Source organism: Klebsiella sp. GW_Kp182 (assembly GCF_040062275.1).
GTDB classification, from domain to species: domain Bacteria; phylum Pseudomonadota; class Gammaproteobacteria; order Enterobacterales; family Enterobacteriaceae; genus Klebsiella; species Klebsiella michiganensis.
Window position 1 is genome coordinate 33,559 of record NZ_JBEAFQ010000077.1, and the last position, 15,213, is coordinate 48,771.

Here is a 15,213-nt window from a genome sequence, read left to right on the forward strand (position 1 = left end):
TGCATCTGAATTTAACGCCTGTTGATTACGTTATTTTTAAAAGGAACAGATTATGAAATTTAAATACATGCTGGTACCCGCACTGCTTGCACTCTCAGCTCATACGCTGGCAGAGCCAGCGCCGACCATCAAAGTGGAGACCAGTAACCAGGTCCACCCTGCCGGAACACGCTATGTTACGGTCGTGGTCACCTCGCTGGATGATAGTATCAAAGTTGAAAAGATAGATGTGAACCGGGGTAACTGTCGTATTGATAACCAGAAGTACCTATATTCCAGCAATAAGGAAACTATTCTGCCCGCCTCCTTGCGCTACGGGGAGTCCGTCAAAGTAAATTTTTATAATAACTGCGTTGCTTCAGAAGTCGTCGTCACCACTGACAAGGGGGGATGGCGTTACACCTACCACTGAGCCACTTTCCTGTATCAGCTTCCTCAAATAAATCTTCACTCCACCAGAGGGCTGCCGCCAGGCAGTCCGGAGCAAACCCTATGACCTTTCTGAAAATGCTGGTGATGGCCCTGGCCCAGGCACTGACCTGGTGCGGCGGCCATCAGGCCCGGCAGTTTATTGAAATTCGCCTGCGTCAGGCAGGATACGATGACAGCAGTATTGATACAGCCCGGGAAGCGGTCACGTTGCTGGTCACTGCACTTATCACCGCCCTGATGGCGCAGATACTGAAGATTCTGGATACGCTGTAGTCCCGCCCGACCGATCCGTTCATTGAGAACAACACATCCAGCCCCTGCCTCCTCACGGAGCAGGGACTTTTGCTTTTATGCCTTCAGATTAATCAGATGAGGAATCAACTATGCGATTAGCCAGCCGTTTTGGCCGGGTGAACCAGATTCGCCGCGACCGTCCCTTAACCCGCGAAGAACTGATGCAGCATGTCCCCAGCGTCTTCGGGGAAGACAAGCACGACTCCAGAAGCGAAAAGTACACCTACATACCCACAATCACCCTGCTGGAGAACCTTAAACGCGAAGGGTTCCAGCCATTCTTTGCCTGTCAGTCACGAGTGCGCGACCAGAGCCGACGGGAACATACAAAGCATATGCTGCGCCTGCGTCGTGCCGGTCAGATAAACGGCCAGCAGGTGCCGGAAATCATCATTCTGAATTCTCACGATGGCGCATCGAGTTTTCAGTTGCTGCCGGGAATATTCCGGAGTGTCTGCACCAATTCTCTCGTCTGCGGACAGTCGTTTGGCGAGATCCGCGTGCCACACAGGGGCGATGTTGTCGGGAAGGTGATTGAGGGGGCCTATGAGGTTCTCAGCGTCTTTGACCGGGTGGAAGAAAAACGTGACGCCATGCAGGCCCTGCAACTCCCGTCACCCGCACAACATGCACTGGCTACAGCGGCGCTGACATACCGTTTTGGGGAAGAGTTCCAGCCAGTGACTGAATCGCAAATCCTTGCACCCCGCCGCTGGCAGGACGAGAGCGATGACCTGTGGACCACTTACCAGCGCATTCAGGAAAACCTGCTGAAAGGCGGGCTAAGTGGCCGTACCGCGCAGGGTAAACGTACCCACACCCGCGCAGTAAACGGGATTGATGGCGACGTTAAATTAAACCGCGCGCTCTGGGTGATGGCGGAGAACATGCTGAATCTGTTGGGCAGGTAATCACACGTGCCCCGCCACCGAAATCAATCCCCGGCCCGGGACCTCCATTCGACATCTCCATGCATAAGGAAAATTAACATGACCGACATTATTAATATTAACGATGACAATCAGCGACCTCTGCAGGCTGGCGATGATGGTTCTGAACCGGCACTGACAGCCACGCCCGTACCGGACGAACAACGAGTGGAATTCTGGCCGCAGCACTTTGGCAATATCCCGCAGTGGATAACCCTTGAACCGCAGGTCTTTGCGTGGATGGACCGGTTCTGCGCTGACTACAGCGGCGGTATCTGGAATTTTTATACTCTCAGCAACGGCGGGGCTTTCATGGCTCCGGAAACGGACAGCGATGCCTTCTGGTCGCTGTTCAACACCAGGAATGACAACGCCGCAGATATGAGCGCCGAAGCCGCCGGGATTGCAGTTTGTCTTATCGCTTACAGTCATCACGCGTGCCGCACAGAATGCGACGCCATGACGGAACATTACTGGCGTCTGCGTGACTATGCACTGCATCACCCGGAATGTAATGCCATCATGCGCATTATCGACTGAGCGTCCCGCCATGCCGTATGAACTGTCTCACCTGAATGCCCTGTGGGATGCGCTGGGGAAAACAACGGTCAGGGATGAGGACGGTAACCTTGTGACCGACGAACCCTTCCTGCATTTCCCGAAGGGTACCCCTCTCTTCCATATCTGGTCATGGTTTGAATCCCTGAACGACGAGTTCGTCGTTGCCGTGAAGCTGTACAACACATCCGTCCCGGATACGTCAACAGACAGGAAAAGCAAATGAATACCACCACGTGTCCCCCTGACCGCGGAGGAATATCTCCCGCCGCACAGCGCACCATCAGACGCGCACTGACCCTGCTGGAACGCCAGTTACGCGAACCCGGCGAGGCATTCACCTCCAGCCAGGTGGTCCGCGACTGGCTCCGTCTGCAGCTCACCACGCTGGAGCGTGAAGTCTTCATGGCGCTCTTCCTCGATAACCAGCATCGTCTTATTGCTCATGAAACGCTCTTTACCGGCACCATCAACCATACACAGGTACATCCCCGTGAAGTGATAAAGGCAGCACTGAAATACAACGCGGCTGCCATCGTGCTTTCACACAATCACCCGTCAGGTTATGCGGAACCCGGCCATGCTGACCGACTTATCACTGACCATCTGAAACAGGCACTTAGACTCGTGGATATCTGCCTGCTGGACCACCTTGTCGTGGGAGACATGGACATCGTCTCGTTTGCCGAGCGTGGCTGGCTTTAGGGAGAGAATAACGATGAAAATCATCAGTAAACGTCAGGCAATGGCGATATACCGCCAGCATTCTGAGTCCCGGCTGTTTCGCTTCTGTACCGGGAAATATAAATGGTCCGGCAGTATCTGCCATTACCACGGCAGGGAAGTGCAGGATATCCGGGGTGTGCTGGCCGTGTTTGCTGAACGCCGACAGGACCGCAACGGTCCGTATGTGATCCTGCGCAGCGTCACCCTGAATTAACTCACCGTTAAGGAGTACTTACATGCAGAAAGCAACCCGTGTAATCAACCATAATATCGCGGAACCCTGGTGGGGCCTCAGACGCAACATCACGCCGTGTTTGGGTGCCCGGCTGGTACAGGAGGGTAACCACCTGCATTACCTTGCTGACCGCGCCAGCATTACCGGGACATTTAATGACGCAGATTTACGCCATCTGGACCAGGCATTTCCGGTACTGATGAAGCAGATGGAACTCATGCTGGCCAGCAGCGAACTCACGCCCCACATTCAGCGCTGCATCACGCTCCACGCAAAAGGGCTGATATGTGAGGCTGATACGCTCGGCTCCTGTGGCTATCTGTACATCGTAATTTATCCGAAATCTGCACTAACCGCATAAATCCCAAACGCTTTTCCTTAGTCAAACCAGCCAACAAAGAGCGCAAACCATGCAAATACAACCCCTGTCCCCTCAACGGGCGGCATCGTCACGTCTGTCATCAGTCGAAATCTGGCAAAAAATACTGGAGTATCTGCTGAAGCAACACTACGGCCTTACCCTCAACGACACACCGTTTGGCAACGACAGTGTGATCCAGAAACACATTGATGCGGGAATCTCACTGTGTGACGCTGTAAATTTTATCGTGGAAAAGTACGACCTGGTGCGTACTGACCGTCACGGCTTCAGCGTGACAGAGCAGTCTCCGTTTATCGGCAGCCTTGATATGCTCCGAGCCCGGAAGGCTACCGGGCTGATGACCCGCAAGGGATATAAAACCGTTACTGACATCACAGGTGGCAGATTCAGCGGAGGGAAATAATGACGTTAGCCCTGATCGTTGACGCCAACACCGTCAGCGATCAGCCCCTCAGGTACTAGTACAAAGACTGGCGCTTTTATCAGTTCTCCATTAGTTGAAACAGATGTTCGCTAAGATGGCGGTATCCCTCGCAGAGCGAACGGATTCATTACCCGTTGACGCAGTTTGCCATGATCTTGCCAGAAGCGTTGAGATATCCATGGATTAACGCCGTACCTGCGAAACGGCTGCCGGAGTATTGAGGCACCAGGCAGATAAATATTGCGGAGCAGCTTCAGGAGGAAAAAGACATCGCTCAGGTTGCTCACGCAGGGTTCCAGATGGCGAAAGGCTATCCGCGCAAGAAAATGCGCCCGGACCGCCTGCCGGTCATTCCCCCTGCACCTCACAGGCCAGACGTTTACGCTCAGTGTTAATACTGCTCAATGTCAAAGGAGACGCCCTGACGAGGGTTACCGTTCATGGTGATAATGGTCAGCAATGCACGATCGCCTGAGAGGGCCGAGAATTTTTGTCTCAAATGGCGCCTCAGCGGGTCGCTTGCCGTCGTCAGCACTAACCCAAGGCCCTTCTCCTGCATCGTCAGCATCCTGAAAATATCCGTCATGGCCACCCGGTTCATATCATCCAGGTGAGCGACAGGCTCATCAAGAAAGAAGGTGCCGCCAAGGGTCCTTGCTCTGGCAAGATACAGGGACAGTGCAAGATCCTGCCGCTGCCCCTGACTGAAATAATCCTGCGTAATAAGTTCATCATCCGCTTTGTCACCTGTCAGAGCCCGCCATCTCAGCTTGCCATCCTTTGCCACCTTCAGTCCGTCGTAAACTTCATTGGCATGCATTCGTGAAAACATCTCCGAAGCAGGTTCGATGAGATTCTTAAGGCTGAGGCTGGTCAGACGTTCGATTTCGGATGCTAGCTCATCACGGGCCTGCTCACCTTCCCGTTTTCTGCGTGTGTGTTCGCCTAGCCTGCGCTCAAGCGTCTCAATGCTGGTGCGAAGCGTTCCCGCGCGAGTAATAGTCCTGTGCCGATCCACGGCCGTCTGAGCCAGTGCATATAGCATCTCCAAGTGATTCAGGCGGTTCTGCATGCCTGCATGCACCTCTTCACACTGGAGCAGATTCGCTTTTGTCAGGTCTGCATCACTGATTTTTCTCCACTGAGTCTGGATGAACTGAAGCTTAGCAAGAACGGCAACAAGCTGCTCTTCTGTGGCCGTTATTTGTTGCAGGCTTTTAGAGACGTCTTCCCCAGTCTGCTTCAGCCTCATTTCGGATACCTGCTGCGCCAGCCGCGCCGTCCGGAGGGCGATGTTAGTATCATCCTTCATCTTCGCCAGCGAAGACTGCATAGACTGGCACCGGTCGTAGACGGATAATTCGACCACTGCGTCTGTATCCGTCTTTAGAAATGCTTCCGCGGCAAGTAGCCTCTCCCTGAATGCCGCATAACGTGCTGACAGGTCCAAGTGAGCGATAAACTGAGATAACTGTTCGGGTGACGATGAGGTTATTCCGCTCTCCTCAAAAAAGACAACATTGCAATGCGCCCTGAATGCCTCACTGAGCTTGCTCTCCGCTGCGGCAAGGGATGCTGAAAAGGCGTCTGCATCACGCAATAAGCCTTCCTTTTCCCTGAGCGTCTCTTCCATGCCCGCATAATCACTGCGCATTTTCTCAAGCTGCACATTCAGCGCCTGTGCTTCAGGGGAAAGCCTGTCGCGGGCAGTACTTAACGCAGTTAATAAACGTTCATTTTTAACCCAGTCATGCGTGCAGAGCGGGCAACAGCTCCCCTGTACCTGACTGACAAGCTGCAATCCCAGTGCGTGCAGTTCAGCAGTCTGATCATCCAACGCCCTGACCGAGGATGTCATCCGCTTAAGTTCATCCGCTGCCTGTTGTGCTTTAACACGTAAAGCAACCACCTCATCCCTCGACACGCGCCTGATACGAGACTGCCATTCCTCACGAGCCTGTCCTGAAACATACACGCTGCGCGCCACCTCCAGGTAGCGACTCAGTTCTTCGTGATAGCTCTGTAACGCGCCTGACGGGATACCCTTTTCAAAATAGTTTTCAAGCAGCTGCATATCTGTGAAACGGAGATTTGCGCTGACGCCCGCCTGCTGCATTATCTGAGCATAATCCTGCGCCGGAGAGCCTTGCGCAGCTATCCATTTTAGTCGCGTTTCCAGTTCCCGAACCTGACCGTCGTCACGCAGCTTTTGCTCCCCGGCACGCTGATGCTTCTGGTTGGCATCCTGCCATGCGGTGCGATGCTCAAGGATTAGGGTGCGTAACTGCTGCTCCTCTCCTGATGCATGCTCAAAGGCTTCCCACCGGGCTGACACATCAAGACAGATGGCTCCATAATTTTCCGCCTCACGTCTGTATTTCGCTATATCCGTTTGCGCACGTTGAAGGAAAGTTTCATGATTTGACCTGTCCTGCCCGGAATCCAGGCTGACTGCAAGCTGCGAAATCAGCTCAGCCGCATCTGACGCAGGTTCATTTGCTTTTTCAGCCTCATTGACGGCGCGGAGCTCTTCCCGGAGACGGTCCAGCCGCTGTGTCAGTTGGCTGACACCGGGCAGATACTGGAGATAACTGCTGATGGACTGCTGTAGCGGTATGAGATGTCCGTAACCCAGTATGTTGGCAAAGACCTGTGAACGCTGATCGGCTTGCGATTCATCCACCAGCAGGGATAAAGCATTTGAATAAAGCCACCGGCTATTGCGAAGCCAGGTCTGCTTTGTCAGGACCGACTGGGGACGGTTTTTGCCCGCACCAATTTCCTCCGGAGAGAGCAGCTTAAGAAGAGACAGATCGTTGCATTGAGTGATGACCTGTCCGTCGGACTTCTCCAGTCCCTTCAGCGAGCGCTTTAGCCGGTACTGCTGACCACTGATAATGCAGTCTGCGGCAACAAAGGTTTCTCCATCCCCCCACTTACAGGTCAGCGAACTTTCTGAAACGTCCGGTAATGTGCCCGTCAGTAACCACTCCACCGCCTGACAAAGCGTGCTTTTTCCCGTACCATTTGCGGCATAAATAACGGTCAGCCCCGTGTGAAGCGGAATAGTCACCTCTCCGGGTATGCCCCGAAACCGGCTAATCGTCACGTTTAATATCTGAAGATTATACATCGCCACTCTCCCACTGACGTCCATGGTTCAGGGCGATAGCTCGCGGAGAATTTCCTGACTCAAACTCAGCCAGAAGAGCCTGCGTGCTGCTGGTAACTCTCAGATCTTCGGTAGATAACCTCCGCTGCTCCAGTGGGGCAAGACCCAGCATGGTGACACGACCGGTGCGTTTCCACTCCCCGTTTTCCATCCACACGAAATGCTTTCTGACCAGACGGGTATTCTGCTCAATATCTGTAATCATGCCGTCAGGGACACAGTGAACTGACGGCATCGCATATATCACGCTTGCATCAATGACCCTACCCGTGCCTTCACGAGTCCGGGCCATAGCGTCCGCAATCCTTTCGCTGACGATCAATTCTCTTTGCATCTGGTCAGGTTTCGCGTTCAAAGGCCACAGCAGCATACATGCATATTCGGATTCCCAGTAAAGACTGCCTTCAGACAAACCATCAAGGTATTCTGCTGGCAGTGTTTTCCTGAAGAATCCGGCAAAGGCTGCTTTTGTTTCAAATTCAGCAATTAGACTATCCATTTTTTACCGTCCATAAATTGCTCAGATAGCGCTCAAGCTCAGCCGGATCGTCATTTCGCGTCCGGCTGAGTAGAGGATTAAGAGGGAAAAGCCAAGCTCTACGCGTAGAACGTGGCACAGCGAAGGAGTCCGCCTCCGCCGAGGGTTCAGCAATATTGGCACGGGTCAGGTCCTGTCGAATTGAACGACCGTATGAAGGCAGGTCATCTTCCACATCAGCAAACACGCTCAGATCGCAATGCTGCCCCCCATCCTGTATCCATCGGGTCAGTATGGCATCAACCTGCGTGTCACTCATTTCATCAGGCAACCATCCCATCACGGACTCAGGTGTTGTCCCCTCACTGTTCCATAAAAGATGACCAGTCACGGCATGATTACCATTCCAGCTGACGCTGGGGTGCATGGAAAGATAGCTGAGCGCTCTGATCACTTTACGCATGCCCCGGCGCTGCTGAAGAAATGTGTTCACCTGCGGATAGACATAGGACTTAGGCCCGCTCAGTGCATAATGAACAAAATAGCCGGCATAAGGAGGGTTACAGGTCACCAGCGCGTGGCGAAATGCATTCACCCCCTCCTGCACAAGGCATTGAGGGGGATCGGTGAACGGATCCAGCAGCACTCGCTGAAGCTCAAGTTGTATACCATCCTCTACCTCGTAAAAACACCCTTTGTGCCATTGCCATAGGTAACAGGATGTCGCGATAAATTCATCGCCCGCCGAATTAAGCCGAAGGCAGAACATTGCACAGGTCACGCCCTTATCCCGAATTAACAGGGCTGGTATCGGCCCGTTATCGGCGTGCAAAAGATCACTACATGCACTGGCAGGATAAATGCCGGAGGCATTACGTATGCCATCCGTAATCTCTACCTGTGACTGATGGCAGAGAATGACCCCCAGAAAACGCTTCTGACGCAGGTTCTCAAAACGACGGATTTGTGCATTAAAACGCTCCTGCGTCAGCGCACAGGATGATGAGACCAGAAGAACGTTGGGCCGCTGGCGACCGTCATCAGCAATGCTCAGAGATAGACGGTCATCAAGTACCGTGCCGGAAGAACCGGCCGGAATGTAATAATCGGTGTTCAGCACGGGCCAGAGATTGACATCATTAAAAGCTAGGCGGAGCGCGCGCCCTGCATATCTCAGCGTGTCATCGCAGTCGCAGGTTTCAAGTAAAATATAGCGGTGAATATCGCCCGCTCCGGACCTTACCCAGCACCAGCCCGCCTGATACTGAGCCCTTTCCGGGAAAAGACCCACGCTGTCAGCACAAAGCCAGCCGTCGTTTTTCCAGGTGTTTAGCACAGTACCGGGCACGATGCCACAGCCTGCCTGTAAGATAACGGTGCCCTGACAGTCACTGATAAGCGCATCAATGGAGTACTGGTCAGCAGGGTCAAAAGCATTCGCGGGGCAGACCAGCATGATCGGATAGTTTCCGGCCACCTCGGGCATTTTCTCTTTTAGGAAATCCCCCAACATACGCACAGGAAGTCTTTCGCCCGCCGGAAAAATAAATGCGTTTAACCGCCCTGCAGATAACAGGTTTTCATTTCCATAATGGGTATAAACGTTTTCCGCATGCATTGCGCGTACATCCGACGCGGTAGCGCCCTCCGGATACACTTCCCGGAAAAAATCCAGAACGCTCTTTTGAGAAAAATACACTTCACGGCGAAAATAAATGCCCATGAGGTTGTCGGACGCACGCACAAGTGGCGAGAGCGATTCACGGGTGTAAAGCTCAATATTCAGTCGCTCAAACTGCGGATGCACCATGTCATATAATGCCTGTCCAGTTTTTTCCTTAAGTAGCGGGGATTTTCTGAGCAACGCATATTTGTTCCGGACGGCAACCAGTGCTTTGAGGTAATCCGTTTTTCGGCCGATAAAATCGGCCAGCGCAGTAGGGTTTTGCTGGAAATACTGCTGTGTTTCGCCATTAACGTTATCAGAAACTACGAGAATATAGCGAAATGGCAGACCGTCAGGAGGAAGCAAATCTCTTATCAACAGACTGCGAAGGCAGATTTTTATCCACTCATCGCGAACTTCTGGCATGGTAAACGCTTTCGAACTGTAACGTTTACATTGCACGATGCCCACAATCACTCGGTCTTTCATCAGTTGAACGTCGATGCCGTTATCGGATCCATCATTTATCCGAAAGGCCGTGTCATACCAGTCCCAGGTCGCCTCAACCTTTTTCTCATCAAATAAATCCCGGACGATTAATTCGAATGCTCTGGGGTCAAGCGTGCCAAAAGGCAACTGTCCGCAGTCATGAGCATAAATATCCCGAGCGTTGTCGTGAGCCAGCGCTCTCTCCCGAACATCGTCTTCAGCGCTGTAAATGCGAATACAGGCGTCCATTCACCATCCCTCAGACAAGGTAGTCAATATTTTTTGTATCATTTTAAGACACTTTACTCCCAATTGAGTCGGGCGCAAAACCTGAGATGCTAAGAATTTCATCGCCATCAGTAACAGGTATTTACCGCACGCCATGTTTTGATGCCTGGCAGGGCTATCCCGAATGGATGAGATCCGGATTCAAAAAAACACTTGCTGCGGCCTGCTGAATCAGAGGGGAATGTACTTAAGCGTTAGTTTCAGGAATTTCAGGCGCGTGGCTGGCAGATCCTTGCGGGATTCGCAGTTGCCCAATGTTAAATCAATACGTTGGAGCGCATTCAGGTTCAAACCTGTGAGGGCCCGGGCGACGCGCCTGATCTTCCAGCCTCTCCCTCCAGGCAAATAAGGCTGGCGAGAACGGCTCACGAATCCAGCCCACAAGGGAATAAGTCATCAGAAATCGCTATTGGCCTGCTCCCTATCAATTAACATATCCCAATGTTATCAATGTCTACTTTTGGCACATAGCGGCTAGAGTTGGGGTTGGCTGGTCCGCTCTTATCGAGGAGAGGAAATCACAGTCGTTGTCACAACAGTTGAGGGTCAACTTAAGTTGTGGTCTGTTACACAACGGTGAGCAGGTCAAGTCTGTTTTTCAGTGTGACGACTCAACTAGATATCATCACGCACAGTCACTATCTCGTCTCATTTTTCTCATCAAAGGGAGAAAAACTTTTAGGCACCCAAATAGGCACCAGCAAAAAGTTGAACTAGTAGTTACCAAAGTAAATTCAATGGATTAAAAAACCAATTCAGATTCCGCCAGCCCACCAAAATTCTCCATCGGTGATTACCAGAGTCATCCGATGAAGTCCTAAGAGCCCGCACGGCGCAAGCCCTGCGGGCTTTTTTGTGTCTATATCGGTCTGGCGGGAATGACTGAGGACCGCAGCCTTGTGGTGCCTTTTTGGGCTCCAGGAGAAAGAGCCAAAAAACGCGGGTCCTAAAATGGTAAAACTCATTAAGAGGCTCATTGCGGCTGAAAGCACAAGCATGAAGCCTTCAGAGCAGACAGCCCGAATATCTGTAATGGGTCAGGCAACGGTTGCCTGCACAATATGAGAAACCGCTGCGACTATTCAGGCAAGGCAATCAACGGCATGGAAAAAGAGCTCTTCCGTCATGATGGCATTCTCTTTTTCGCTCTGATGTTCGCGGCGGATAAACCAGCCCGTTTCCGGCGCCATGCTCAGGTAAAACAGCTGAGTGATTCCAGGAGCATTAACCCGCATTGTCATGCAGCCCGTTTCCACACCTCGACAGAGCTGTTCAGGTACTATGCTGACGTGACGATCGCCGTTCTGTAGCCGGATTGTGGTGATGTCATAACGGCATATACCGCTGTTCAGGCTATAGCCGATCGTGCTCAGATCATGAATATGCTTTGTTGATAGAATGACCTCAATGCCGGACCCCGCAAACCACTGGCTGATTTGCTGCACCAGCGCATCCATCCGGCGGCGGAATGCCTGAATTTCCGCCTCAGCGGATTTATTGCCGGGCGGTGTGCTATCGGAGTTCTGCTGCACTTTCTTAAAAAAACGTTCTCTGGCCGACACGTTATCGCCCCCGTTAACTTTTAATACGTTGTGAGATATGCGCTGAGCGGCATTCTCTTTTTTTTCATCGCCGCTCCCGCCACCTTATTTTTCGTAAACAGATTAAGCGCACAGCACTGCGGCACGGGCGGGATCGATGGCAATCAGCTCGGCAAGCAGGCGGTCCATAGCAGACTGCTGGCGGTTTTTGTCGGTTTCACTGCGCCCGGCCTTCAGGCGTAGCAGCCTGAGGTGGCGGGCTTTGACTTCGAACAGCAGACCTGTCTCCCATTGTGCCAGCGGAATTCCGGCAGCATCCGCGCCCAGTTCCGCCAGCAGGTGTTGCGCCAGCTCATTTTTGCCGGTCTGCTCGGCAATACGCGCCATCAGCAGGCGCAGCAGCCAGCGGCTGCGCACGCTGGTGATACCCGGGCGGTTCTGCAGCCAGGCCAGCGCCGCCTCCGGGCCGTCGCTGTCGGCAACCGCGAGGGCCTCCGGCTCCAGCAGCAGAATATCGTCATCGCCGGATGCGGTAGCGGCGCTGGCGGCAGTATCATCCCGCCAGCCTGCGGCGTTCTCCAGCACCTGCTGTTGTATCCAGTTCAGCGTGACCTCATCGGCAAACGGCGTGCCGTCGTTAAATGCCAGTCCTTCCAGCCCCGTCAGCCGGGACAGCAGCCCTTTCAGGTCGTTCTGAATAATAGCGGCTTCCGCTTCCCGCCCTGCCTTCAGCAGAGCCTGGTGGATATACCACTGCAGGTCCAGCCACAGATGATTCGCGCCACGAGAAAACATCCCGTCAGCCTGTTCCAGCAGTTCTGTCCAACTCTGCTGGAGATACAACCGCTTCAGCAATGCCCGCTGGTCCGGCTTCGGCGGTTCAATACGGGTTCTGCCTTCTGCTGATAGCGGCGGCAGCTGATATAGCGTGTCGTGGCGGATGCTTTTCATCAGATGGTGAGCGGCCAGCCAGCCCTCCGGCTGGTCACCGAGATATTTCGCCAGGATACGCGCCTGCGTCAGCAGTTCCTGGCCGGAGGTGATAGGGCTCAGCGCCGGCGTATAGTTGTTTGCCTGAGAGGGCGAAACATCGCTGACATTCTGCGGCACGACGGCATCCGGCCCGCCCGACTTCAACAGACGGGTCTCGAGGACGCCGCACAGCGCATCGGGGACAGTCCCCTCCTGCGCCTGCTCCATCAGCAATAATGCGCCGCTGATACGCAAGGCATCAGTACTGCCGGCCTCGGGGTACAGCGACAGGCTGTCAAGCATCCGCTGTCCGGCGAGCCAGTCAAATGCGGCCCTTCGGCTGCGCTCCCGCAGCGGGTGCAGCTGCTCGCCAAAACCCTGCATCAGCCCGGCCAGCAGTTCCAGTCCGTCCGCCAGACCGCTTTCGCCATCCCGGTGCAGCCGCGCCCACGCGTAATATGAGGCAACGCGAATATCTTTGGTCACGGTGGTGAGCAGTTTTTCGGCCAACCTACAAATCAGATCGCTATCCGCACCGGTGATCTTGTTCACCTCTTCGCGCATCTGCTGGAAATCATCATCGTAGCCGGGATCGTCCCCCGCGGGTTTATCGGCTGACAGCGGCTGCAGCCAGTTATTCCACAACAGCAGACGTTGTTGCGTTTGTACCGCCAGCGCATCAGCAGCGGCCTGACAGACTGAAATCAGAGTATAAACATTGGCCATCAGTACATCTCCTCTCCGGTCAGCGCGGGGCCGGCTGCCAGCGCCATTCGGGCCACGGAATCAGCCACCTGCGCGTCCAGCATATTCCCGGTTAATCCATTAAATAACGCACGCCGTTTATTTCGGGGCCAGCGCGCTGATTTCGTCGCGTAATTCCTGCGTCAGCGCCGGGTCTTTCAGGATTTTTTCGAACTCTTTTCTGAAAATGCGTGCCCTGGGCACCTCATTCTGGAACGTATCAGCCATAGGGGTCCCTTCCCGTGAGGAATAATGTGTTAAAGATAACGGCGTGTGATGACCAGGATATAGTAGAGCAAAGCGCCAAAAAATATCAACCTGCCGGCCCCAAAGTCCATTATAAGACTTTCCTCAGACATCTTAAGGCAAATGTAAAAATGAAACGCATCAGACAAACAAAGCCGGTATGTAATAACAACCTTTTGCTTACAATAAAGGCTGAGTGTATACCTGGCAGAGGAATATGAATTAAATTCATATCTGAATAGACAGAGTTGATTGATGCAAATCAATGTGCAGCGGAAATAAAGATCACTCCTGACACTGAAAAAATCGCGAATGGCGAAGTGTGAAATAAATTATTTTTTTATGGTTTACAGGCTGTAAGCCGCCCAGCTCTGGGTATTAATATGGTTATAATTAATGACTGGCAAGATTAATATAAAATTCACAAATAATATCTGGCAGATATCAATTCGGGATTCATTGGGAAAGGGACAGGATCGCAGTTACGTCTTCATACTCGTTGAGAATGGTAATATGCTGCTTTTCACACCTCGCCCCGTATGACGAAGCGGCGCATTACGCCGGGGGAGGCCTCGGGCGTCACCGCCTTTGAGTCAAACCTCATGCAGCTGGATTGGCTGCTGCCGGAAGCGATCGGTTGAAAGCGCGATGGGCAATATTCTGCCCGCCAGGCGATAGTTGCAGCCATGATGTCCGTCCCGGACATCTGACTGCCCCCCCCCTGGTATGCGGGCGATGGCTTTGCGGATACGCAAGTCGGCGGGGAGCCGCTATCGATCGCTCAGGGAATGAGTTCGAAGGTAATGGAGATTAAGGTATCCGGGTTCAGGTCCGCTGGCGTGCTGCTATACAGCGAGCCGGCCTGTCCATATAGCGTGACCGTTCCGCCTTTTAATCCGGATGATAGTACTTTGGCCATTAGCGGATCGATTTGCTTATCGTAAACCATCTTTGAATTCATCGTATTGAGTATCGGCGTACCATCAAGCTTCTTCTCAAGGATATTCATAGACAAAGTCTCATTCGACTTGTACGACTCCTTTCCTTTTTTATCAACCACAAAATAGACACCATTAGGCAAAATCTCATATTTCTTGTTTTTGATTTTAGCCATGATTCTTTTTTCAATATCGACGTACTTAGACGATAGTTGTTCGTTAAGCATGTTAACGATACTTTCTATTTCATTTTCTTTAATTTTGAGTTTTTTATTATAAGCGTCGTTAAACCCGGAAACCAACGCTGAAGGCGCCAGCTTGACATTATTGTCGGCCATTTTATTCACATCGGATAGCGCCTGGGTAAGGTAGAAAACGCCGAGCGCATAGGCATTTTTATGACTTTTATCCGCAAGGCTTAAATCACTTTGCTTGATAGCCAGGCTATCGAGCGTAGACTGTAATTTTTTATTTTTATCGTTTAAAGCAGCGACTGAAACATCATATTCTTTCTGCGCGGTTGCGGCGGCGGCGGCCAGCTCGGCGTTCTTTTTGGTCAGCGCATCAAGCGCGGTTTTCTGCTGGCCTTCTCTTTCCGCGCGCTGCTTGTTCAGCGCGGCAATCTGCGCCGACAGCGCACGGGTGGTCTCATCCTGCTTTTTCTGCGCCGCTTCGGCGGCAGCGGCCAGCTCGGCGTTC

Annotated in this window: 15 protein-coding genes and 1 pseudogene; 9 read left to right on the forward strand and 7 right to left on the reverse strand. The window is 52.7% G+C overall.

The window, feature by feature from the left end; genetic code table 11:
* The first annotated feature begins 52 nt into the window (after window positions 1-52).
* The 9 genes from ABLU88_RS28090 to ABLU88_RS28130 all read left to right on the forward strand — a co-directional run bounded on the left by ABLU88_RS28090 (window position 53) and on the right by ABLU88_RS28130 (window position 3,959).
* Complete coding sequence (locus ABLU88_RS28090; protein WP_045357288.1) at window positions 53-412, forward strand: hypothetical protein; 360 nt, start codon at window positions 53-55, stop codon at window positions 410-412.
* An 80-nt stretch (window positions 413-492) separates the two neighbouring features.
* Window positions 493-705, forward strand: a complete 213-nt coding sequence (locus ABLU88_RS28095) for a hypothetical protein (RefSeq protein WP_045357291.1) — start codon at window positions 493-495, stop codon at window positions 703-705.
* A 110-nt stretch (window positions 706-815) separates the two neighbouring features.
* Window positions 816-1,637 carry a DUF932 domain-containing protein gene (locus ABLU88_RS28100; protein WP_115698588.1) on the forward strand — a complete coding sequence of 274 codons (822 nt, stop codon included), beginning with the start codon at window positions 816-818 and terminating at the stop codon, window positions 1,635-1,637.
* Between the two features lie 78 nt (window positions 1,638-1,715).
* On the forward strand, window positions 1,716-2,195 hold the full coding sequence (locus ABLU88_RS28105) for an antirestriction protein (protein ID WP_045357294.1): 480 nt from the start codon (window positions 1,716-1,718) through the stop codon (window positions 2,193-2,195).
* Between the two features lie 10 nt (window positions 2,196-2,205).
* Window positions 2,206-2,439 (forward strand): hypothetical protein, encoded by a 234-nt coding sequence (locus tag ABLU88_RS28110; protein ID WP_115698589.1) that lies wholly within the window; start codon window positions 2,206-2,208, stop codon window positions 2,437-2,439.
* Window positions 2,436-2,918 (forward strand): DNA repair protein RadC, encoded by a 483-nt coding sequence (gene radC, locus ABLU88_RS28115; protein WP_045357297.1) that lies wholly within the window; start codon window positions 2,436-2,438, stop codon window positions 2,916-2,918. Before ABLU88_RS28110 ends, radC begins: the two co-directional genes overlap by 4 nt.
* 13 nt (window positions 2,919-2,931) lie before the next feature.
* Window positions 2,932-3,153, forward strand: a complete 222-nt coding sequence (locus tag ABLU88_RS28120) for a DUF987 domain-containing protein (protein ID WP_004114632.1) — start codon at window positions 2,932-2,934, stop codon at window positions 3,151-3,153.
* A 22-nt stretch (window positions 3,154-3,175) separates the two neighbouring features.
* Window positions 3,176-3,535, forward strand: coding sequence for a type IV toxin-antitoxin system YeeU family antitoxin (locus tag ABLU88_RS28125; RefSeq protein WP_045357303.1), 360 nt, complete (start codon window positions 3,176-3,178; stop codon window positions 3,533-3,535).
* A 49-nt stretch (window positions 3,536-3,584) separates the two neighbouring features.
* Complete coding sequence (locus tag ABLU88_RS28130) at window positions 3,585-3,959, forward strand: TA system toxin CbtA family protein (RefSeq protein WP_045357304.1); 375 nt, start codon at window positions 3,585-3,587, stop codon at window positions 3,957-3,959.
* 412 nt (window positions 3,960-4,371) lie between these two features.
* Here the strand turns inward: ABLU88_RS28130 and ABLU88_RS28135 are convergent, their stop codons facing one another.
* From ABLU88_RS28135 to ABLU88_RS28165, 7 genes and pseudogenes are all read right to left on the reverse strand, one after another.
* Entirely contained in the window at window positions 4,372-7,113 is a 2,742-nt protein-coding gene (locus ABLU88_RS28135) for an AAA family ATPase (protein WP_233445166.1), read from the reverse strand.
* Entirely contained in the window at window positions 7,106-7,651 is a 546-nt protein-coding gene (locus ABLU88_RS28140) for a hypothetical protein (RefSeq protein ID WP_045357307.1), read from the reverse strand. The genes ABLU88_RS28135 and ABLU88_RS28140 overlap by 8 nt, the downstream gene beginning before the upstream one ends.
* On the reverse strand, window positions 7,644-10,034 hold the full coding sequence (locus ABLU88_RS28145; protein ID WP_045357309.1) for an ABC-three component system protein: 2,391 nt from the start codon (window positions 10,032-10,034) through the stop codon (window positions 7,644-7,646). The genes ABLU88_RS28140 and ABLU88_RS28145 overlap by 8 nt, the downstream gene beginning before the upstream one ends.
* A 1,121-nt stretch (window positions 10,035-11,155) precedes the next feature.
* Window positions 11,156-11,635, reverse strand: a complete 480-nt coding sequence (locus ABLU88_RS28150) for a hypothetical protein (protein ID WP_049083325.1) — start codon at window positions 11,633-11,635, stop codon at window positions 11,156-11,158.
* Between the two features lie 102 nt (window positions 11,636-11,737).
* A complete protein-coding gene (tssA, locus tag ABLU88_RS28155) occupies window positions 11,738-13,312 on the reverse strand; it encodes a type VI secretion system protein TssA (protein WP_348838811.1) in 1,575 nt (524 codons plus the stop codon).
* A gap of 117 nt (window positions 13,313-13,429) precedes the next feature.
* A pseudogene (locus ABLU88_RS28160) lies at window positions 13,430-13,516 on the reverse strand (type VI secretion system contractile sheath small subunit); the annotation flags it as partial.
* 841 nt (window positions 13,517-14,357) lie between these two features.
* The coding region (locus ABLU88_RS28165; protein WP_348838813.1) for an FKBP-type peptidyl-prolyl cis-trans isomerase N-terminal domain-containing protein at window positions 14,358-15,213 on the reverse strand (856 nt) is incomplete at its 5' end.

What these genes read in the sequence shown, in the direction of transcription:
- ABLU88_RS28090 (WP_045357288.1), top strand. Translation starts at nt 53, where the DNA reads ATGAAATTTAAATACATGCTGGTACCCGCACTGCTTGCACTCTCAGCT.
- ABLU88_RS28095 (WP_045357291.1), top strand. Translation starts at nt 493, where the DNA reads ATGACCTTTCTGAAAATGCTGGTGATGGCCCTGGCCCAGGCACTGACC.
- ABLU88_RS28100 (WP_115698588.1), top strand. Translation starts at nt 816, where the DNA reads ATGCGATTAGCCAGCCGTTTTGGCCGGGTGAACCAGATTCGCCGCGAC.
- ABLU88_RS28105 (WP_045357294.1), top strand. Translation starts at nt 1,716, where the DNA reads ATGACCGACATTATTAATATTAACGATGACAATCAGCGACCTCTGCAG.
- ABLU88_RS28110 (WP_115698589.1), top strand. Translation starts at nt 2,206, where the DNA reads ATGCCGTATGAACTGTCTCACCTGAATGCCCTGTGGGATGCGCTGGGG.
- radC (WP_045357297.1), top strand. Translation starts at nt 2,436, where the DNA reads ATGAATACCACCACGTGTCCCCCTGACCGCGGAGGAATATCTCCCGCC.
- ABLU88_RS28120 (WP_004114632.1), top strand. Translation starts at nt 2,932, where the DNA reads ATGAAAATCATCAGTAAACGTCAGGCAATGGCGATATACCGCCAGCAT.
- ABLU88_RS28125 (WP_045357303.1), top strand. Translation starts at nt 3,176, where the DNA reads ATGCAGAAAGCAACCCGTGTAATCAACCATAATATCGCGGAACCCTGG.
- ABLU88_RS28130 (WP_045357304.1), top strand. Translation starts at nt 3,585, where the DNA reads ATGCAAATACAACCCCTGTCCCCTCAACGGGCGGCATCGTCACGTCTG.
- ABLU88_RS28135 (WP_233445166.1), bottom strand. Translation starts at nt 7,113, where the DNA reads ATGTATAATCTTCAGATATTAAACGTGACGATTAGCCGGTTTCGGGGC.
- ABLU88_RS28140 (WP_045357307.1), bottom strand. Translation starts at nt 7,651, where the DNA reads ATGGATAGTCTAATTGCTGAATTTGAAACAAAAGCAGCCTTTGCCGGA.
- ABLU88_RS28145 (WP_045357309.1), bottom strand. Translation starts at nt 10,034, where the DNA reads ATGGACGCCTGTATTCGCATTTACAGCGCTGAAGACGATGTTCGGGAG.
- tssA (WP_348838811.1), bottom strand. Translation starts at nt 13,312, where the DNA reads ATGGCCAATGTTTATACTCTGATTTCAGTCTGTCAGGCCGCTGCTGAT.